Below are 18861 nucleotides of genomic sequence, written 5' to 3'. Positions count from 1 at the left end.
GTTAGCCCCGATCATACCCATGAAAGCCATCCCGGAATATAATGCAACATAAATATCGGGAGCCGTAGCTCCCATGGAGGGAACTAGGATGGGGCGTAAGCATAAGATGATCCAAGTGACTTTCTACCATCAAGATGGAGAGTGGACGATACACGTACCTGCGGAAAATGAAAACGAAAAGCTTGCGATTGTCGTGGCTTGCAAATGCTTCGCATCGGATGGGTTCGACCTTGACGACATTACTGAAGTATTAACGGAACGATCATACAGCTATGTTTAGTCAACAGAGACTTCAAAAACAAGCACAGTCATCTTAATATGACCGTGCTTGTTTTTTGGCATTTTCTTGATTTGGTTTTAGAAGCGACTATTGAGGTTAAATGAAAGTATTCCCGTTAGATTTCCCGACGAAAAGTTTACAGCTTGGAAACAACTCGATATGATCCCGATACATCCGGCCTTTATTGTTAGAAGTAGCTTAACCAACCATTTCTGTAAATCACCCAAAGGAGAATGAATATGTATAGAAAAACTCGCAGAACGAAGACCATGACGATTGCCGCGATCGCGGCTCTTGCTTTCACTTTTCAAGCGATTCAAGTATCGGCAACTAACCTTTCTACGGCTTATGCAAGCTCGGTAGGTACGATCTCAGCCGCCTCTCCGACCTCAGTCGTCAACCAATTCGAAGCTTTACTGAAACAAAATCAGATCTCCAAGGCGTTCACCTACTTAAAAGCACACATAGTTGAAGTCAACAAATCGCAAGCTACTCTTATGGTTCTTCACTTGGAGAATGCGGTCAAGAAGCAACTACCTGCGTTACAAAAACGTTTCGAAGCGTTATCCGTGCAGAAGGGGATCGGAAAAGCGTACAAAAAAGGAGACAGCTTCGACAACGTAATCAGCCGGACGACAGATAAGACGCTGAAGGGAATGCTCATGTCGGCGCGCGATAGCGGCTACAAGCTGGAAACCGCCGAAGGGTTTTTCTTCCCGGTCGTTAATTATACGGGCTTTAAGATTTTTGCGGACCGGGTAAATTCGGATATTTCAACTTATATCGATATTATGTCCGTCGAAACGGAACAAGCTCCGCTTAAGGATGCGGCGCTAGTCATTGGTTATCAACAGTTGGTTAACCGGGCTCTAAGCCAAGAAAAGTTCTTATCGCTGTACCCTCACTCCAATCGTGCGAACCACATCGGCAATTTATTATTAAGCTACCGTACGTTAACTTACTATGGCGCCAATAATACGCCGTTGTTCGGATACGATTACAAGCTTATGAATGCGAACGCGCAGAAGGCTTACAAAGCGATGCTGCAAAGGAACGATCCGAAGTCAAGCGCCTATCTGAACCTGCTTCAACAATTCATGGACGTCGTCGAGAAAAACAACTACAAGCTGAACGCGGAAGTCGAAAAGTTCAGGAAAGATAAAGTCCCTAACAATTAAGGACTACGACGGTTCGCGAATTACGTGCAAGGAACATATATAGAGGTTGGAAATCCCCGATGCTCTCGCATCGGGGATTTGTGCGTTGCGTGCTACGTTACAAAGTCGGCTTGAAAAACATGAGGAGGAAGAGGACGACTCCGAAGCAAGTGGCGATATAATTGATTTTATTCACTTTCGCCACTTCGCTAGCGAACTCCGCCGAAATAGGCTGATCATCCGGTTCCTTGGCTGCCATGATTTTGGAGACCAGCTTCTGCGCGGCAGGAGCCATAAAACCGATGACGACGATTTGAATGAGAACATACACGGCAAGCGAGCCGTATATCCATAGCTGCTTAAATCCGTAATCGCCGAGCCAAGCGAGCAGAATGCCGCTAACGACCGCCAAAGAGCCGAGAATCTTCGGAAACTTCTCCAGCAACGGCATTAAGCCGACGGAGTTTCTTAACTTGCCGTAATTTTGCCCTTTGCGAAGAAGAACGTGGCCGAAGAAAGTCGGGCCGATGCCGATAATGGCGCTTAAGACGTGAACGAGCACGAGCAGGTTGATCCAGTTGTCCGAGGGTCCGAAGTAACCGTGAATATCCATGAGGGTAAAGCTCCTTCCAAGACGTCGTTATTTTATTTCTTGGAAATTGTAACACGCGGAAACGAGTATGCCTGTCACGGAAATGTCATGTTTAGTCATGCATGATTGTCATGCTGGATAATATAAACTCATCCGATATACGGCACGATATCCGTTTTTCGAACGCATGGATCGCCATTTGGCGATAAAGACGACGATTTTATCGGACAGCTTGATTTAAGGGTACTGAGACATTTTGGGTTTTTCCAGATGGGTAACAAAGAGGTTGTGATGCTGCCTGTCATTGGGAACTGGCGCGGAGGCGGTTGGAATCTTAAGATCATAAATTTGAAAGTATGTATTTAATGACGTTAACAATATGGCGACTTCTACGACCATTCCACCCCAATCAGTCGGGTTGGAACAAATGACCTTGTCGCAAATCGGTCAGATCGCAGGGGTTAGGGGAGGAGGGAAAGTTAATCGTCCGACGATCACCTTCACTATCGCTCATCGGAACGGCAATATTAACATCATCTTCACGGGCACGAATACCGGAAAACCGATTCGTTCGATGATGATAACTCCCGCCCACGCTTTTCCTTCGGACAACGTAAGTTTAGTTTTTCCAAGTCGTTAGTCTACGGAAAGTGGAGGTTACATCCCCATAGCCTTATCCGTGCCTAGTCTGCATAATCTCGTCAACTGAAGGGCCATGTAATTTGCGCTGTATTTCATTCCGTTGTCATACCATTTCTCTACTACCCCAATAATTGAAGAGCAGAGATAATCCAATAGAATATCCGTCGGAATAAGCATCTTTTGTTCGAGTTTGAATTGGGAGATGACAATGAACTGGCTTTCTCTGATGACTTCCAGCATACGGCCGCGAAGGACTGAATCCTCGATTCTCTTGAACATGACCGTATAAAATTCCGCGTGTGCTTGAAGATGAACGAACAGAGTTACGAAATAGGGATGAGGGCTGTCCTGCGCATTGGAAGGCACGGGATGAGTGACTCTAGACGCTTCGAGCTGCTCGGATAGCAAGGTTAGCTTCTCTTCGATAACGGCTTGAAGAAGATCGAATTTATCTTTGTAATGGGCATAGAAGGTTGATCGATTGATCTCGGCACGTTCCGTTAGATCGGCTACGGATATGTCGGGAAACCCTTTTTCGTTCAGCAGGGAAATGAAGGAATCCGTTATGACCTTACGCGTGCGGATAATTCTGCGGTCTTCTTTCGTTGGTTGCAGCATGAATTTAATCCTCCTTTTATTAATGGACAATATGGTCGAATTCGTTGGTTAACCAACATCGTGCCAATGTTCAAATAGGCTGAGAAGATTTATGAATAGTTGTTTGTTTTTGGGTAATCGAACTTATAGGCGAATTCTGTTGCTTAAACCACGAAATACATACAAATGATGGTTGAATTTAATGAAAAAATTGGATAACATCAACATCATGATTTAAATCATAGTATTCTCATCGGAAAAAGAAGTCAAGGAGATACCGTTCAATGACAAAGAGAGGCGATAAGTTTCTAAACAGTCTTAAGGATGGTCGGAAGGTTTGGCTTGAAGGCCAAGCGGTGGACGATTTGCCCGGTCACCCCGCGTTTCAAGGTACATTGAAAACCATTTCAGCACTCTTCGATTTACTGGATGATCCGCACCGCCAAGATGAAGTAGGGTATTTCCTCCCGTCAACGGGGCGTTATGCTCACAGTTCATTTCTGGTGCCTAATGCGCAGGAAGACATTCTAACCCGAAGTAAAGCTTTCACCTGTTGGGCGAAAGAAACCAACGGCATCATGAGCCGCTTATCCGATTACGGCAGGTCCATGATTACGGGATGGTATGCGGATAGAGAAGAGATCGGCAAGAGGGACCAGGGGTTTCAAGCGAAGATCGAGAAATATTACGAATCCGCCAGGGATAACGACTTGTTCCTTACGACGGCTATCCTCGACCCGCAGATCGATCGTTCCCGCGAATTAAGCGATGAGCGCATCGCGGAAAGATTCCTTCATGTGGTGAAGGAATCGAGCGAAGGCATTATCGTGCGCGGGGCGAAAATGATTGCGACTGGAGCGCCGTATACGCACGACTTCATTATTTTCTCCTTTTTACAGTTGAAGAAGGAGAACAAGGAACATTCGCATGTCCTCGTTGTTCCGGCCAATTCGAAAGGGCTGCATATCGTTTGTCGGGAATCTTTCGCGGATTCAAGGGATGAGGAGCATATTCTGAGCTCTAGATACGAGGAAATGGACGCCGTTCTATTTTTCGACGATGTGCTCATTCCTTGGGAACGCGTATTGCTCTATGGAGATTCGGAATCCGTATTGAGTCTGCGAAACAACAAAACGGCGAATTCGCTCGCGTTCCATCAAACGGTCGTGAGGTCCGTCGCTAAGCTCGAATTCGTAACGGGACTTGCTTTCGCGATTTCGGAATCGATCGGGGTAACCGGCTATCTTCACATTCAAGAGAAGCTTGGAGAGCTGCTGACTCAAGTCGAGACGATGCGAGCGCTCGTGATCGCTTCCGAAACGAAAGCCGCGCAAAATACTTCCGGAGTATGGGTGCCTGAGATTTCTTTTATCGATACCGCTAGGAATATCGGAACGAAAGCATATCCGAGAGCGATCGAGATATTACAGCAGGTCGGAGGAGGCGGATTCGTTCAAACCCCGTCCGGCATGGAGGACTTCTACGGTCCGATCTCCAAATTCATGCATCTGTATTTCGAAGGCGCCTCCGTCAGCGCGGAGAAAAAGGTAAAGCTGTTTAAGCTGGCATGGGATTTAATCGGCAGTCCGCTCGGCTCGCGCCACGAATTGTATGAACGTTTCTATGCGGGGGATCCAGTACGCTCGTATGCCAATCAGTATCTCAACGCGAATAAAAGCAGTTATACCGATCAGATCTGGAAGCTGCTGCAGGAAACGAGCAAGGGATAGATGATCAACTTGAACTTACAGCTAAATACAAGCCGATTAGACAACTAAAGGCGCCTTTCTCTAATAACAGGGGACGGGTGTCTTTTCTATTCGAGAGGAGATTTAACATGATGGAAGTATTCTGGTTTATTCCGACCCACGGCGATGGACATTTTCTAGGCACGAGCGAGGGCGCTAGAGCGGTTAACTACGCGTACACCAAACAGATCGCGCAAGCTGCGGACGAGCTGGGTTTCGGCGGCGTGCTTCTTCCGACCGGCCGCTCGTGCGAGGATGCTTGGGTCGTCGCTTCGACGTTGGTACCGGCTACGGAGAAGCTGAAGTTTCTAGTTGCGGTAAGACCCGGCTTGATGTCCCCGACTTTGGCGGCAAGAATGGCGGCAACGTTGGATCGGTTTTCCAACGGACGGCTTCTTATCAACGTAGTGACCGGCGGCGACAGGGCTGAGCTTGAAGGAGACGGCGTCTTCCTAGATCACTCGGATCGCTACGGCTTAACCGGCGAATTCCTCGAAGTATGGAAGCGAGTGCTGCAAGGAGAAGAGGTGGATTTAGAGGGGGACCATCTTAGCGTAAAAGGCGGAAGGGTGCTGTATCCTCCGATTCAAGCCCCTTACCCGCCCTTATATTTCGGGGGATCTTCGGATGCGGCTATGGAGATAGCGGCTGACCACATCGACGTTTACCTGACATGGGGCGAACCTCCGGAGCAGGTTGCCGAGAAAATAGCTAAGATGAGACGGCTGGCCGAAGCTTCCGGAAGAACGATCAAGTTCGGTATCCGATTGCATGTTATCGTCCGTAGAACGGAATCGGAAGCGTGGCAAGCGGCCGATAAGCTCATCTCGCATATCGACGACGAGACGATCGCAAGAGCTCAGTCTTCTTTTGCCAAGATGGACTCGGAGGGACAACGCCGGATGGCCCAATTGCATGGAGGAGACCGAAACAAGCTTGTCGTGAGTCCTAATCTGTGGGCGGGGGTCGGTCTGGTGCGCGGCGGGGCGGGTACCGCGCTTGTCGGCGACCCCGATCAGGTAGCGGCTCGTATGCTGGAGTATCAAGAGATGGGCATCGACACCTTTATTTTGTCGGGATATCCGCACTTGGAGGAGGCTTACCGCGTAGCGGAGCTTTTGTTTCCGAAGCTTCCGCTGCACAAGAAGGTGCAAGCGGATCAACCGCTCTTCATCAGTCCATTCGGCGAAATGATTGCCAATCAAATTATTCCGAAGGGGGGAAGGGAATGGAACGAACGGCATTAGGCAGTTATCTGCAAATTAAGCAAACAGCAAAGCGGTACGGGGATAAGCAGGTTCTGAAAGGGGTGGAACTTGAAGCAAAACCGGGAGAATTCATCGCTATCGTAGGCAGGAGCGGTTGCGGGAAGAGTACTTTGCTCCGACTGGTGGCGGGTCTCGAGAAATCGTCCGAAGGCGGCATATCGATCGACGGCGAGGAAATTCGGTTTATACATCCAGATACCCGCGTGCTGTTCCAGGATGCAAGATTGCTCCCTTGGAAGAGCGTGGTTGAGAACGTTAGAGTGGGCGTCAAGGATGGGGCTATTCGTAAAGCGGAGAATGCGCTAGAGCAAGTGGGTTTGGGTAGTCGCGCTTCCGAATGGCCAGGCGTGTTATCCGGCGGACAACGTCAACGGGTAGCGCTTGCCCGCGCTTTGGCGGGAAATCCGAAGCTTCTGCTGCTTGATGAGCCGCTTGGAGCGCTGGACGCCTTAACGAGAATCGAAATGCAGCAATTAATAGAGCGCTTGTGGACGGAGCAGCAATTCACAGCTCTGCTTGTCACCCATGACGTAGCGGAAGCGGTGCAATTGGCGGATCGGGTTATTCTCATTGAGCAGGGGAGGATTGCGTTTGACGTTAAGATTACGTTGCCGCGCCCCAGAGAGCATGATAGCGGCTTCGCCTATTTCGAGAAAATGATTCTTGACCGCGTTCTGGTTAAGGAGAAGATAGAATCGCCAACTGGCAAGGCAATGGATAACTATACCATCTAAGGAGATATGAAAATGAGATTAGGAAAAGGGAAGCAACTCGCATTCGTTATCGTCATGATATTGGTCGTACTACAATTGGCGGGCTGCGGTAACGGCACGTCGAAGGAAGCTTCATCAAGCGTGACCAAGATTAAGCTGGACTATGCTTATTATAATCCGGTAAGCCTCGTGTTGAAGGAAAAAGGCTTCCTGGAGGAGGCGCTTAAATCGGACGGCACCGAAGTCGAATGGGTACTTAGCGCGGGAAGCAATAAGGCTTTGGAGTATTTGAATAGCAAGAGCATCGATTTCGGCTCCACGGCAGGCGCCGCGGCGTTATTAGGCAAATCGAACGGAAATCCGATTAAGTCGATCTACGTTTATTCCAAGCCGGAATGGACAGCGCTTGTGACTAAAGCCGACTCTACGATCGCGAAAGCCGAGGATTTGAAAGGAAAGAAAATCGCGGTTACGAGAGGGACGGACCCGCATATTTTCCTATTGCGAATTCTAGATCAGGCGGGACTGACCGAGAAGGACGTAGAGCTCGTTCAACTGCAGCACGCCGATGGCAAAGCGGCTTTGGAGAAGGGCGAAGTCGATGCATGGGCGGGACTCGATCCGTTCATGGCGCAAACCGAAGTGGAGCAGGGCTCCAAGCTCGTTATCCGCGACGCTTCCTTAAATACTTACGGGGTGCTTAACGTAAGAGAGTCGTTCGCGAGCGACAACCCGGAGCTGACGAAAAAAGTGATTGAAGCCTATGAAAAGGCGCGTAATTGGGCTATCGACAACGGTGACGAATTCAAGAAAATCGTAAGCGAGCAATCCAAGCAAACGTTGCCGGTCGTGGATAAGGTTATCGAGAGAACCGATCTTTCCGACCCTGTCATCGGAGATAAGCAGAAGGAAGCTCTTAACGCGGCGGGTGTTGTTTTATTGAAGAGCGGAATTATTCCTGAGGATACGGACGTTGCCAAAGTCGTGGATGAATTGATCGATTCGCAATACTTCACCAAGATCGCACAATAAACGGGGGTCGTCGATTTGAAATTCACGGACAGTCGCCTTTTTCAAATCGCTTTGGGATTCCTAGTTCCTATCGTCCTGCTAGGCGGTTGGCAATACGCTTCCGTTACCGGATATGTAGCCCCTAATTTACTGCCGCCGCTCAATCGAATTTACGACACATTCACCGATCTGTTAGCATCGGGCGAGCTGGCCGAGCATTTGCGGATTACGATATATCGGGTATTTTCCGGTTTTGTTGCAGGCTTAGCGGTAGCGTTGGTACTAGGCATTCTGAACGGGTACTTTCGGTTTTTCCGTTATTTGTTTGACCCGCTGCTTCAAGCGCTTCGGAATATTCCGTCCATGGCGTGGGTTCCTTTGTTCATTCTATGGTTAGGGATTTACGAGACGTCGAAGATCACTCTTATCGCTATCGGGGTATTTTTTCCCGTCTATTTGAATTTGCTGACGGGCATTATGAGCGTAGACCGGAAGTTGATCGAAGTCGGATGGGTGCATGGATATAAGGGATTTCGTTTGATCTGGCATTTCTACCTGCCCGCTACGTTGCCTTCCTTGGTCGTCGGCATGAGAAGCGGATTGAGCATGGGCTGGATGTTCGTCGTGGCAGCGGAAATTATGGGCGCCAGCAAAGGGTTAGGGTTTCTTATGACGGACGGTCAAACGACGGGACGACCGGCGATTATCATGACAAGCCTCATTCTGTTCGCGATATTCGGCAAGCTGACCGATATGGCGATGGTATGGCTAGGATCCAAGCTGCTGTATTGGCACGATCTGGTTGACAGGACACCGAAAGGAAACATATAATTAAAAACGACACCAGATGGTGTCTAATTAATAAATAATGGCTTTGCTGTCCCTTGGTAATCCTACTTAGGAGAGGGTGCTGTGAACGAGAACAACCAGTTGCGGGATGTATATGACGCGATTGCAGATCCAACTAGGCGCGAACTGATACATCTGTTATCGGAGTCGGAGGAGATACCGCTTCACGAATTAACGGCGCAGTTTCCAATGGGCCGCACGGCAGTGTCTAAGCATTTGACGATTCTTAAAGAGGTCGGACTAGTACATGATCGAAAAGTCGGAAGGGAAACGCGATTTAGGCTAGACGCCTCTCCGCTTAGGGAAGTTCAAGATTGGGTGGGCTTCTACAGTAAATACTGGAGTACCAATATGTTGCGATTGAATCAACTATTCGAGGAGGAAGAAGAATGAGTTTGGCTTTGTCTTTGGATTTTCAGTATACGACATCGATCGAGAAGGCATGGTCCGCCTTAACCGATTCGAATAAGCTTGCCAAATGGATCACGGAAAATGATTTTAAGCCTGTCGTGGGCCATCGTTTCCAGTTTCGCCATCAGCCGAACGAATATTGGGATGGGCTCGTTGACGGCGAAGTGCTTATCGTGGAAGCGCCAAACCGGTTGTCGTATTCCTGGGCTACCGGAGACGAGCGGCATACGGTCACCTGGACGTTGCAGGATTTAGGGGACGGGAAGGTTAATCTTCATCTCGATCAAACCGGATTCTCGAATGTTCATGGACTCGAAGGCGCTAGATACGGCTGGGGGAATTGGTTCGGCGGGTTCGAAAAGGCGTTGGAACTATAACCGCATTGTGCCTTCCCAATACTAGAATGAATGGGTGCGATAGACGGACTCAGCTTGACCCGAATCAACATAAACCGGCTGCATATCGTTTGCAGCCGGTTTATGTTGATTCAATAATTATCGGAAGGGTGTTAAGCACATGAGCGAATGGAATCAGGAGTATATCGTCATCTCGGGTGCGAGGGAAAACAATCTCAAGAACGTATCCTTGCGCATTCCGAAGAGGAAGATCACGATCTTCACGGGGGTATCCGGATCCGGTAAGTCATCGATCGTTTTCGATACGATCGCCGCGGAATCCCAGCGGCTGCTGAACGAAAACTTCAGCATGTTCGTCCGTACTTTTCTGCCGCGTTTTCCGCAACCGGACGCGGACGCGCTCGAGAACCTAAGCATGGCCGTTATCGTCGATCAGAAGCGGCTGGGCGGCGGTTCCCATTCCACGATGGGCACGATTACCGATATTTCTCCCATTCTCCGACTACTCTTTTCCCGCGTGGGTCAGCCCTATGTTGGTCCGGTGAACATGTTCTCGTTTAACGATCCGCAAGGGATGTGTCCGGAGTGCAACGGGATCGGTCGCAGGCTGGGCATCGATATGAGCAAAGCGGTGGATATGTCCAAATCGTTAAATGAAGGGGCAATCCTGCTGCCGGGTTATTCGGTGAGCAGTTGGGATTGGAACATGATCGTTCAGTCGGGGCCCTTCGATCTCGACAAGAAGATAAGCGATTATTCGGATGAGAATCTGGAGCTACTGCTATACGGCAAGGCTAGGAAAGTGAAGATGGATTTCGCCGGGAAGGCAACGAATATTACGGTGGAAGGCGTCATCGAGAAGTTTACCAATAAGTACATCAAGCAAGACGTGAAGACGAAGTCCGAGCGCACGCAACAATCCGTTGCGCCGTACATTACCGAGGGTACCTGTTCCGCTTGTCGCGGCGCAAGACTCAGTCAGGCTGCGCTTAACTGTCGGATCAACGGACACAACATCGCTGAATTATCGGCTATGGAAGTGGGACAGCTCATCCGCGTAATTCGGGAGATTGAAGATTCCGCATCCGCGCCGGTCGTGAAGGCGCTGGCGGAGCGATTGCAGCATCTGGTGGATATCGGACTAGACTATTTGACGCTGGACCGCGAGACGGATACCTTGTCCGGGGGAGAGTCGCAGCGCGTGAAGATGGTGAAGCATCTGAGCGGCAGTCTGGTTGACGTTACTTACATCTTCGATGAGCCCAGCATTGGTTTGCATCCCCGCGACGTACACCGATTAAACGGATTGCTTCAGAAGCTGCGCGACAAGGGTAATACCGTTCTAGTCGTTGAGCATGATCCCGATGTGATCAAGGTTGCGGACTATATCGTAGACGTCGGGCCTCATGCCGGCAGTCGCGGCGGTAACGTCGTGTACAAAGGAAGTTATCAAGGGTTGCTGGAGTCGGGAACGTTGACAGGCACCCATATGAAGCGTTCGCTCCAGTTGAAGCAGGATTGCAGGCACTCTTCCGGCAAGCTGTCCATCAACGATGCCACTCAGCACAACCTGCGGAACGTGAGCGTCGATATTCCGACCGGAGTGCTGACAGTCGTAACCGGTGTCGCCGGTTCGGGTAAAAGCACGCTCATTAACGATGTATTCCTTAGCCAGCATCAAGATGCGATCGTTATCGACCAATCGGCAATAGGCGTGTCGACTCGCTCGAATCCGGCGACCTACACGGGCATCATGGATGACGTGCGCAAAGCGTTCGCTTCCGCGAACAAGGTTAACCAAGGCTTGTTCAGCTTCAACTCCAAGGGCGCTTGCGAGAATTGCCAAGGACTGGGCGTAGTCTATACGGACATTGGTTATCTCGATAGCGTGAAGTTGCCATGCGAAGTATGCGGCGGGAAACGCTTTAAGGAAGAAGTTCTCGAGTATAAGCTGAACGGCAAGTCGATTGCGGAAGTGCTGGAGATGACCGTCGAGCAGGCATTGGACTTTTTTCAGCTCAAAGAGGTTGTGCGCAAGCTTCAAGCGATGAGCGACGTAGGGCTGAACTATATTACGCTCGGCCAGCCGCTCAGCACGCTCTCCGGCGGGGAATGCCAACGCATCAAGCTGGCAAGCGAGTTGCACAAGAACGGCAGCATCTACGTGATGGACGAGCCGACGACAGGCTTGCACATGTCGGATATCGGTCACCTGCTGGAGATTATGAACCGCCTCGTGGATGCCGGCAATACGGTGATCGTTATCGAGCACAACCTCGATGTGATCAGCCAAGCGGACTGGATCATCGATATGGGACCGGACGGAGGGAGCAAGGGCGGTCAAGTGGTGTTCGAGGGCACGCCTACTCAGATCATCCACGCGGAGAAGTCGATTACGGGAAAATACTTGAAGTAATACTAAGCGTTAAGAAGATGATTCCTATATTCTTTAGGGGTCATCTTTTTTATTGAAGCTGGTCGATTCGGTCAATTCATTTCTTTACAGTTATATATCTTTATAGTAATATATATTATATAATATGGAAGAAAATAAATTGGAGGGATGACATGGACGGCAAAGTTTTACGACATGAAGGAAGACGAGTGGTTAAGTTCGAGCGTAATCTCAATCATCCGGTTGAAAAAGTATGGACGGCGATAACGAGTCCGAACCGGATCGTCCATTGGTTAACGGCTGAAGCTCGATTCGATCTGATAATGGATGGCAAGATTTCATTTCAATGGGACAACGGCGATGTGGTTCATGGGGTATTCACCAAGGTAAATCCTCCGAATGAATTGGAGTACACCTGGGAAGAGAAGTCATCGGGACAATCCTTGGTTCGATGGGAATTGAGGGACGAAGGTGACGGATGTCATCTCCGCTTGACTCATACGTTTTATGAATCCGCTGAAGTGGGTGATTTTCTGGCGGGCTGGCACGTCCATTTGGATATGCTGGATGTGGTCCTTCAAGAGAAGCATGTCGACTTCCCTTGGGGGCGTGTTAAAGAAATGCGCGAGAAATATGCTTCCATAATGAATTTAGAGAAGGAGGGTTAAGATGCGAAAGACGCTTGATATTCAGCATCGTACATTCATAAATGCCACACCGGACAGGGTATATGAGACGCTTACAACAGGTGAAGGATGGGATGCGTGGTTTACTCAAGGTACGACGATCGATGCTAGACCGGGTGGAAGCATACATTTTCGATTCAAGGATTTCGGTCCGGACCATATTTCTTTGGAGGACGGCGGAGCCATTCTGGAAATGGTCGCTGGCGAAAAATTCGTTTATCAATGGACGCCGGGGGAAACGACGACGACAATTTCATTTACGTTGAGGAAGCTTGGCGAAGGGACCTTGGTTAGTTTAACGGAATCGGGATATCAGCGATCCGAACAGGATTTGAAAGCTTTCGGAGATTGCGCGGTCGGGTGGGGAGAGGCATTGACTCTGCTGAAATTTTACTTGGAACATGGCATTACGTACGGCACCGTACCGCGACATCGCGAGGAAAAGCCGATGACAAAGGAATATTCAATACGGACAGATAACTTCACGAAAATTCAGAAATGAACCTAAGGTGCAAAGGATGAAAAATAGTATATTTGAAGTTTTGTCGGAGCCGCATAGACGGTCTATGCTAGATCTGTTGCGCATCCGCGAGCGGTCAGTCGGGGAGCTTGTGGACAAGTGCCAGTTGAGTCAACCGGGAGTTTCCAAGCATCTTAGAATATTACGAGAAGCCGGATTGGTAGAGGTAAGATCCGTATCCCAGAAAAACATTTATTCCATACGTCCGGAGCCGCTTCAGGAAGTCGATAGGTGGTTGGAGTCCTATCGTCATTTCTGGTCCAGCAAGCTTGATGCACTCGAGACTTTCCTTGACCAAGAGGAAAATTAGAAATCGAAAACGCAAGCAGGTGAACGCGAGCGTCTAATCGAAGACAATAATAATAGTCGCAGAGTGCCGGCGGTCATGCCTGTACTCTGCGACTATTTGGCGCGTAACGGATCAAGAAACTAAGCTCATTGGGCAGCCTCGTCGGCCGATGGGCCGTACATCCCCGGCACCGGAATATCGAGAAGCCGCAAGTATACCCCGAGCTGTGCCCGGTGATGAACCATGTGGCTCAATCCGAAGGAGCGGAGCGCAAGAGCCTTCGGTTCGCGGAGGATCATATGGTCGCCGTGGCGTAACGTCCATTCCTCGCCGAGCGTAAGCTCATCGCATTCGGCGATGAGCTTCTCCAGCTTGCCGACGTTCGCGTCGAACTCCTCAAGAACTTCCGCGCGTCTTTCCAAGGCGGTCCGCCGCTGCGGAACGGTTGCAAGATCGAACTCCGGATACTGAAAAATCGCGATTTGCCAGTTCAGCAGGTTGATCAGGTGCGTGGCCAGTCCGCCGAGCGTCATCGATTTCTCGTGCGGCTTCCACGACATATGCTCCTCGGGCAAGCGTTCCAGGACGCGGCGTGTCGTCGCCAGTTCATGCAATGCGTCGCCGACGATCAGTTGTTTGAACATAAATTCCTCTCCTTTCTTATGGTTTAGAATACTATAAACTCAGAAAGAAAGGAAAGGATTTACAGTGGGTGCTTGAGGCAATTATGAGATCGACTAGCAAATCTAGCGAACGCGTTATTTCGATTGCAGGAATTCGAGCACGATGCTCATGAATTCGGATTGAAATTCTACATTGGGCAGGTGAACTGCAGGCAGCATGACTAGCTTCGCGTTCGGCACGGTCTCGGCGATCAATTCGCCGTGGCTGGGGAGTGTCACCGTATCATACTGACTGGCAATGACTAGCGTCGGGGCGTCGATAAGGGTGACGGTTCGGCGCATATCCATGTCGCGGATAGCTGCCCAGCTTCCTGCAATTCCTTGAGGACGAGTAGCGAGTATCCCATTGCGAAACGCTGCGACGAGCTCATTCTTCGATTCTAGCATATGCGAAGGGAACCAGTTCTTGATGAACATATCGGCGAAATCGGAGATCTTCTCTGGTTGCAGCACTGAGGTAATTAGACCCTGCCACTGCTCGGCCGGCCCAAGGTAGGAGGAGGTATTGCTCAGAATGAGCCGATCGATCCGTTCGGGAGCATAGATGCCGAGCCATTGTCCGATGATACCGCCTAGCGACAGTCCGAGGAAATGGACACGATCAATATGAAGAGTGTCGAGGAGCTCGATTACATCCCTTCCCAGTCTGTCGAACGAATAAGGACCATCGGGCGTATCCGAGTCGCCATGCCCCCGATAGTCGTAACGTAATACGCGATAATGCAGAGAAAATTCAGCGAGCTGACCGTTCCACATGTTCATCGAGGTGGCAATGGAGTTCGCCAGCATTAGCACGGGCTTACCGGCTGTTCCATCGATTCGATAAGCAATCCGAACTCCATCACCGGTCGTAAAAAAGTTTAACCCATCGGTTGCTCTTGTTTCGTTTAATGTTTTTGTCATCGCTCTCATTCTCCTCGCTGGTTATTAGTGACATTTTATTGGAATTGACCTACAATTTGAATGAAATAATTAAGGAGTTAGGGGCTCAAAAACTTAAATATATCGTTATTTTTCCAGCCGTGACTTCTATAAATGAGGTGCCCCGATTATGGATCAAACCGATTATAAAATATTGTCCATCATTCACGATAATGCGAGGATAACGGTTTCCGAAATGAGTCGAATGATCGCGATGTCGCAGCCGGCAGTAACGGAACGACTTCGAAAGCTGGAGGAGCAGGGGATAATCAAGGGTTATCGAGCGGAGCTTTCCTTGTCTAAGCTTGGCAAGCATACAACCGCGTTCGTCATGTTGAAATCGAACAAATGCAAGGAGTTCGAAACCTTCGCCGAAGCGGCTCCCGAGATCGTCGATTTCTACAGAACTAGCGGAGAGTACAACTTTTTATTGAAGGTTGTAACCGAAACAAGCGAAACCTTGGAGAATTTTCTTGAAACCTGCCATACATTCGGTTTTTCATCGACCCTTGTTGTGCTTTCCACGCGTTTCGAGGATAAAATGTTGTTGCAAGATGTAATGGGTTAAAAACGCAACGATTCAAGAAGAGATTCCGGCAATGGACGAAATTCTGGATCGAAAAACGCAAAATAGCTGCCCGAGATAAAATCAAAAACGTAATTGCGAATGATTAAACTATTTTTTCGTATTGTTTTTAACTGCATCCAACGATTTCCATGTCGATGGGAGCTCAGCAAACCTCGTTAATTAATAAGCCATTGTGAGTGAAAATACGATTCGGGAAACGGTACAGAGGCGGGATTTTATGCTAGGATTCGCTGAGCTACATAAAAAGCTGGGTTTAATCGGTACGGTTGCAACGCTGACGATTACGCTTGCGGCATGCACGCCGGAAAACGCGAACCAGGAGAAATACGAGGACAGAGCTCCGCTGGCGAGCGTCGCTGTGCTTGAAGATGAAATGCGAAGCGAAAAACCCGTCGAACGACTTAATCCATCCGACAGAGCGCCCGTACTTGAGAAACGAGAATTAAAATGGAATGTAATATCCTCCAACGATGCGCTCAACCCATGTCCGTGCATGTATGAAAGCATGCCGATCATCGGAGATCTAAGCGTTGCGCCCGCATCGTTAATTGGAAACCATGCCACCGTCGCGTTCGAGGAAATCGAGTTCGGCAGCTTCGGGGAAGCCAAGCTGTATGTCGTGGCGCGCGACCGTTACGTCGGCGATACGAATAAGGACGAGAACTATGAAGGCTTTACTTACGAAGCATGGCTTGTCGCATTGGGGGACAAGATCGATATTGAAGGCACCCGATTCGCATCGGCCGTCACGGTCACGGGCCAATCGAGCATGAGAGACGCTTACGACAAAGGTAAACAGCTCAGTAAATACGCCGTTCTTTCCGAGGGTAACGGAGATGATATTCTGCATTCTCAATCGAACAAGGAAGACGGAGTCGCACTCATCAGCGTCGATTTCACGAAACAGACAGCCGTTCTCGAGAATCAGAGCGATCGCGACGTCGATCTGACGGGCTGGGGACTGGACGGGACGAATAAAAGGGAAGGCTACGTTTTCTCGGAGGGAACGTTATTGAAGGCGGGAGGCAAGCTGACCATTATCGCCGGGCTGACGGAGCGTATGAGTCCTCGACAGGGCGTAATTCTATGGGATAACAATCGGTTTCCATGGCGATACGACGGCGATCAAGCCGTATTGCGCAATGCGGATGAAGAGGTCGTCAGCCACGTCGAGAGGCCGAATCTGACGGAGCCCGTAATTATCGGAGTGTATAAAAACATGCCGATTACGGAAAAGATTACCTCTAACCCGGACGTAACTTCCGCGATTATTGCGATCAGGACGGCGGGCGGTACGTCGATGGACAAGCTTCGGATCAACGAGGTAGATCAGGCGAAAGCCTCGAACGGTCGCACGATCTGGATGCTTAAGCTACGACCGGAAGGGCAGAACGAAGGCGCATTCGTGGATGTGCGGATCGATCCGGATAACGGAGAGCTCCTAATGGTTTCCGGTATCGGCGAGGCGGAAAACCAAGCGCTCGATTACGAGGACGCAGGCGCGCTTGAGAAGCTAGCGAACGATCAGTTACGCTTGCTCTTGGGCGATGCTCATGCCGAATATAAGTTGATCGACTTTGTTGAGAAACACGGATACGCCGAGATGACTGTGGCGAGAGGGAACCAGGATATTTACCTGCTCGTCTATTCCGAAACGGAAGGCTTTAAGAGCGTAGCAAGACCTTGGTTGTACGGTCTGCAATGAGATACAATTGGATCACAGTCAATAGAATGAGGAGTGTGCCATCATGCCAAAAGGTGAAAGGAATACGAAGATCGATCCTTTTTTCGCCAAAGAGAAAAAGTGGAAGGCAGAATTCGAGAAGTTGAGAGAGATCGTTCTTGACTGCGAATTGAAAGAAGAATTTAAGTGGATGCATCCTTGTTACACGTTTCAGAATAACAACGTCGTTATCATTCATGGATTTAAGGAATATTGCGCGCTTCTGTTTCACAAAGGAGCTTTATTAAAAGATCCCCATAAGATCCTGATCCAACAAACGAAAAATGTACAGGCGGCGCGCCAGATTCGGTTCACCAACGCTGAAGAGATCGATGGGATGCAGCTTATTATCAAAACGTATATCGATGAAGCCATCGTAGTCGAAAAATCCGGTTTGCAAGTGGAGTATAAAAAGAATACGGAATATGCCGTTCCTGAAGAGCTACAAAATAAATTCACGGAAATTCCTGAATTGAAAGTTGCTTTCGAAGCATTGACGCCCGGACGTCAAAGAGGGTACCTGCTTCATTTCTCCGCACCCAAGCAATCCAAAACTCGGGATTCGCGGATTGAAAAATATTTGCCGAAAATTCTTAATGGTAAGGGAATGGACGATTAGTATTCGATGAACGAATTGTGAAAGAGAGGTCATGTATGATGCCGAACAAACAAGAAGTTATCCCGTTACTCCTCAAGATGGACGCGGGCGGCACGCCATTCCCGGTTCATGCAGCGGTAATTTGGGACGGGGAGGAAGCTACGCTTGTCGATACCGGTATTCCTGGGCAACACGAGTTGATTCGATCGGCGCTGGAAGAGCAGGGAATACCTTTCGAACGGGTGACCCGAATTCTCATCACTCATCAAGACCGTGACCATATCGGAAGTTTGCCCGAACTCGTCTCTGGCGGCGACCGAATCGAAGTGTTATGCCACGAAGTCTGCAAACCCTACCTCGAGGGGAAGGCGCCGCTTATCAAGAGCGGCATGCTCGCAACGCCCGTCTCAGTGACCCGCACGTTCCAAGACGGAGACACCCTGCCGATCGCCGGCGGCTTACGCGTCGTCTACACCCCGGGTCATACGCCGGATCATACCAGCTTCTACCACGAGCCTAGCCGCACGCTGATTTCCGGCGATGCGTTAACTGCGCAGGACGGTAATCTTATGCCTTTTAACCCGAGTTTCACTCCGAATAAGGAGGAAGCAGTGCGCTCGATCGAGAAGCTACTTGATTTTGATATCGATACGGTCATTACCTACCACGGCGGTGTTTGCAGCGGCAACATTCGAGAACGGCTGATGGAAATCGTGAGAACGACTCCGAGGGAATAGTTAGGCGAAACGCCATTTGAAATTGAAGTCCAGCTTACAAAAAACAATGACTATTCGATAAAGTCTGTGCGATAGCGTTAGGCTTATTCGACTTTA

At 49.4% G+C, this 18861-nt stretch carries 22 protein-coding genes; 18 read left to right on the top strand and 4 right to left on the bottom strand.

Annotation, left to right across the window (positions count from 1 at the left end; all coding sequences use genetic code 11):
* Positions 1 to 88: 88 nt before the first annotated feature.
* Positions 89 to 280, top strand: coding sequence for a hypothetical protein (locus tag HH215_RS06475; protein WP_169279156.1), 192 nt, complete (start codon positions 89 to 91; stop codon positions 278 to 280).
* A 239-nt stretch (positions 281 to 519) separates the two neighbouring features.
* On the top strand, positions 520 to 1458 hold the full coding sequence (locus tag HH215_RS06470; RefSeq protein ID WP_169279155.1) for a hypothetical protein: 939 nt from the start codon (positions 520 to 522) through the stop codon (positions 1456 to 1458).
* Positions 1459 to 1555: 97 nt separating this feature from the next.
* Here HH215_RS06470 and HH215_RS06465 read toward each other — a convergent pair whose 3' ends face one another.
* Positions 1556 to 2050, bottom strand: a complete 495-nt coding sequence (locus HH215_RS06465) for a DUF2269 family protein (RefSeq protein ID WP_169279154.1) — start codon at positions 2048 to 2050, stop codon at positions 1556 to 1558.
* 406 nt (positions 2051 to 2456) lie between these two features.
* Between HH215_RS06465 and HH215_RS06460 the strand changes: the two genes are divergently transcribed.
* Complete coding sequence (locus HH215_RS06460) at positions 2457 to 2669, top strand: hypothetical protein (RefSeq protein WP_169279153.1); 213 nt, start codon at positions 2457 to 2459, stop codon at positions 2667 to 2669.
* Positions 2670 to 2686: 17 nt separating this feature from the next.
* Here the strand turns inward: HH215_RS06460 and HH215_RS06455 are convergent, their stop codons facing one another.
* On the bottom strand, positions 2687 to 3289 hold the full coding sequence (locus HH215_RS06455; RefSeq protein ID WP_169279152.1) for a TetR/AcrR family transcriptional regulator: 603 nt from the start codon (positions 3287 to 3289) through the stop codon (positions 2687 to 2689).
* A 263-nt stretch (positions 3290 to 3552) separates the two neighbouring features.
* Here HH215_RS06455 and HH215_RS06450 point away from each other — a divergent pair, with 263 nt between their 5' ends.
* The 11 genes from HH215_RS06450 (at position 3553) to HH215_RS06400 (ending at position 13535) form a co-directional block, all read left to right on the top strand.
* Entirely contained in the window at positions 3553 to 4998 is a 1446-nt protein-coding gene (locus HH215_RS06450; RefSeq protein WP_169279151.1) for a 4-hydroxyphenylacetate 3-hydroxylase family protein, read from the top strand.
* A gap of 110 nt (positions 4999 to 5108) precedes the next feature.
* Positions 5109 to 6263: an FMNH2-dependent alkanesulfonate monooxygenase gene (gene ssuD, locus HH215_RS06445; RefSeq protein WP_169284257.1), complete on the top strand. Its 1155-nt coding sequence runs from the start codon at positions 5109 to 5111 to the stop codon at positions 6261 to 6263.
* Positions 6245 to 7018 (top strand): ATP-binding cassette domain-containing protein, encoded by a 774-nt coding sequence (locus tag HH215_RS06440; RefSeq protein WP_169279150.1) that lies wholly within the window; start codon positions 6245 to 6247, stop codon positions 7016 to 7018. Before ssuD ends, HH215_RS06440 begins: the two co-directional genes overlap by 19 nt.
* A gap of 12 nt (positions 7019 to 7030) precedes the next feature.
* Positions 7031 to 8029, top strand: a complete 999-nt coding sequence (locus HH215_RS06435; RefSeq protein ID WP_169279149.1) for an aliphatic sulfonate ABC transporter substrate-binding protein — start codon at positions 7031 to 7033, stop codon at positions 8027 to 8029.
* A 15-nt stretch (positions 8030 to 8044) separates the two neighbouring features.
* Positions 8045 to 8839: an ABC transporter permease gene (locus tag HH215_RS06430; protein WP_169279148.1), complete on the top strand. Its 795-nt coding sequence runs from the start codon at positions 8045 to 8047 to the stop codon at positions 8837 to 8839.
* Positions 8840 to 8920: 81 nt separating this feature from the next.
* Entirely contained in the window at positions 8921 to 9250 is a 330-nt protein-coding gene (locus HH215_RS06425) for an ArsR/SmtB family transcription factor (RefSeq protein ID WP_169279147.1), read from the top strand.
* Complete coding sequence (locus HH215_RS06420) at positions 9247 to 9645, top strand: SRPBCC family protein (RefSeq protein WP_169279146.1); 399 nt, start codon at positions 9247 to 9249, stop codon at positions 9643 to 9645. The genes HH215_RS06425 and HH215_RS06420 overlap by 4 nt, the downstream gene beginning before the upstream one ends.
* Positions 9646 to 9784: 139 nt before the next feature.
* Positions 9785 to 12040 carry an ATP-binding cassette domain-containing protein gene (locus tag HH215_RS06415; RefSeq protein ID WP_169279145.1) on the top strand — a complete coding sequence of 752 codons (2256 nt, stop codon included), beginning with the start codon at positions 9785 to 9787 and terminating at the stop codon, positions 12038 to 12040.
* A gap of 152 nt (positions 12041 to 12192) precedes the next feature.
* Positions 12193 to 12687 (top strand): SRPBCC family protein, encoded by a 495-nt coding sequence (locus HH215_RS06410; protein ID WP_169279144.1) that lies wholly within the window; start codon positions 12193 to 12195, stop codon positions 12685 to 12687.
* A gap of 1 nt (position 12688) precedes the next feature.
* Complete coding sequence (locus HH215_RS06405) at positions 12689 to 13207, top strand: SRPBCC family protein (RefSeq protein WP_169279143.1); 519 nt, start codon at positions 12689 to 12691, stop codon at positions 13205 to 13207.
* Between the two features lie 16 nt (positions 13208 to 13223).
* Entirely contained in the window at positions 13224 to 13535 is a 312-nt protein-coding gene (locus tag HH215_RS06400) for an ArsR/SmtB family transcription factor (RefSeq protein ID WP_169279142.1), read from the top strand.
* 125 nt (positions 13536 to 13660) lie between these two features.
* On the opposite strand, the gene HH215_RS06395 is transcribed toward HH215_RS06400, so the two are convergent.
* Positions 13661 to 14158: a DinB family protein gene (locus HH215_RS06395; protein WP_169279141.1), complete on the bottom strand. Its 498-nt coding sequence runs from the start codon at positions 14156 to 14158 to the stop codon at positions 13661 to 13663.
* Between the two features lie 114 nt (positions 14159 to 14272).
* Complete coding sequence (locus tag HH215_RS06390; protein WP_169279140.1) at positions 14273 to 15100, bottom strand: alpha/beta fold hydrolase; 828 nt, start codon at positions 15098 to 15100, stop codon at positions 14273 to 14275.
* A gap of 148 nt (positions 15101 to 15248) precedes the next feature.
* Between HH215_RS06390 and HH215_RS06385 the strand changes: the two genes are divergently transcribed.
* The 4 genes from HH215_RS06385 (at position 15249) to HH215_RS06370 (ending at position 18765) form a co-directional block, all read left to right on the top strand.
* Positions 15249 to 15686, top strand: coding sequence for an Lrp/AsnC family transcriptional regulator (locus HH215_RS06385; RefSeq protein ID WP_169279139.1), 438 nt, complete (start codon positions 15249 to 15251; stop codon positions 15684 to 15686).
* Positions 15687 to 15924: 238 nt separating this feature from the next.
* Positions 15925 to 17412, top strand: coding sequence for a lamin tail domain-containing protein (locus HH215_RS06380; protein WP_169279138.1), 1488 nt, complete (start codon positions 15925 to 15927; stop codon positions 17410 to 17412).
* 43 nt (positions 17413 to 17455) lie between these two features.
* Positions 17456 to 18049: a YdeI/OmpD-associated family protein gene (locus tag HH215_RS06375; RefSeq protein WP_169279137.1), complete on the top strand. Its 594-nt coding sequence runs from the start codon at positions 17456 to 17458 to the stop codon at positions 18047 to 18049.
* 35 nt (positions 18050 to 18084) lie between these two features.
* The gene (locus HH215_RS06370; RefSeq protein ID WP_254450391.1) at positions 18085 to 18765 is read left to right on the top strand and encodes an MBL fold metallo-hydrolase; all 681 of its coding nucleotides are present in this window, start codon (positions 18085 to 18087) and stop codon (positions 18763 to 18765) included.
* The last annotated feature ends 96 nt before the right edge of the window (positions 18766 to 18861 follow it).

The sequence above is a fragment of the Cohnella herbarum genome (genome assembly GCF_012849095.1).
Taxonomy (GTDB): Bacteria; Bacillota; Bacilli; order Paenibacillales; family Paenibacillaceae; genus Cohnella; species Cohnella herbarum.
This window is presented reverse-complemented; position numbering and strand designations above follow the sequence as displayed.

Coding starts and splice junctions, on each gene's coding strand:
- HH215_RS06475 (WP_169279156.1), top strand. CDS start 89: ATGGGGCGTAAGCATAAGATGATCCAAGTGACTTTCTACCATCAAGAT.
- HH215_RS06470 (WP_169279155.1), top strand. CDS start 520: ATGTATAGAAAAACTCGCAGAACGAAGACCATGACGATTGCCGCGATC.
- HH215_RS06465 (WP_169279154.1), bottom strand. CDS start 2,050: ATGGATATTCACGGTTACTTCGGACCCTCGGACAACTGGATCAACCTG.
- HH215_RS06460 (WP_169279153.1), top strand. CDS start 2,457: ATGACCTTGTCGCAAATCGGTCAGATCGCAGGGGTTAGGGGAGGAGGG.
- HH215_RS06455 (WP_169279152.1), bottom strand. CDS start 3,289: ATGCTGCAACCAACGAAAGAAGACCGCAGAATTATCCGCACGCGTAAG.
- HH215_RS06450 (WP_169279151.1), top strand. CDS start 3,553: ATGACAAAGAGAGGCGATAAGTTTCTAAACAGTCTTAAGGATGGTCGG.
- ssuD (WP_169284257.1), top strand. CDS start 5,109: ATGGAAGTATTCTGGTTTATTCCGACCCACGGCGATGGACATTTTCTA.
- HH215_RS06440 (WP_169279150.1), top strand. CDS start 6,245: ATGGAACGAACGGCATTAGGCAGTTATCTGCAAATTAAGCAAACAGCA.
- HH215_RS06435 (WP_169279149.1), top strand. CDS start 7,031: ATGAGATTAGGAAAAGGGAAGCAACTCGCATTCGTTATCGTCATGATA.
- HH215_RS06420 (WP_169279146.1), top strand. CDS start 9,247: ATGAGTTTGGCTTTGTCTTTGGATTTTCAGTATACGACATCGATCGAG.
- HH215_RS06415 (WP_169279145.1), top strand. CDS start 9,785: ATGAGCGAATGGAATCAGGAGTATATCGTCATCTCGGGTGCGAGGGAA.
- HH215_RS06410 (WP_169279144.1), top strand. CDS start 12,193: ATGGACGGCAAAGTTTTACGACATGAAGGAAGACGAGTGGTTAAGTTC.
- HH215_RS06405 (WP_169279143.1), top strand. CDS start 12,689: ATGCGAAAGACGCTTGATATTCAGCATCGTACATTCATAAATGCCACA.
- HH215_RS06400 (WP_169279142.1), top strand. CDS start 13,224: ATGAAAAATAGTATATTTGAAGTTTTGTCGGAGCCGCATAGACGGTCT.
- HH215_RS06395 (WP_169279141.1), bottom strand. CDS start 14,158: ATGTTCAAACAACTGATCGTCGGCGACGCATTGCATGAACTGGCGACG.
- HH215_RS06390 (WP_169279140.1), bottom strand. CDS start 15,100: ATGACAAAAACATTAAACGAAACAAGAGCAACCGATGGGTTAAACTTT.
- HH215_RS06385 (WP_169279139.1), top strand. CDS start 15,249: ATGGATCAAACCGATTATAAAATATTGTCCATCATTCACGATAATGCG.
- HH215_RS06380 (WP_169279138.1), top strand. CDS start 15,925: ATGCTAGGATTCGCTGAGCTACATAAAAAGCTGGGTTTAATCGGTACG.
- HH215_RS06375 (WP_169279137.1), top strand. CDS start 17,456: ATGCCAAAAGGTGAAAGGAATACGAAGATCGATCCTTTTTTCGCCAAA.
- HH215_RS06370 (WP_254450391.1), top strand. CDS start 18,085: ATGATGCCGAACAAACAAGAAGTTATCCCGTTACTCCTCAAGATGGAC.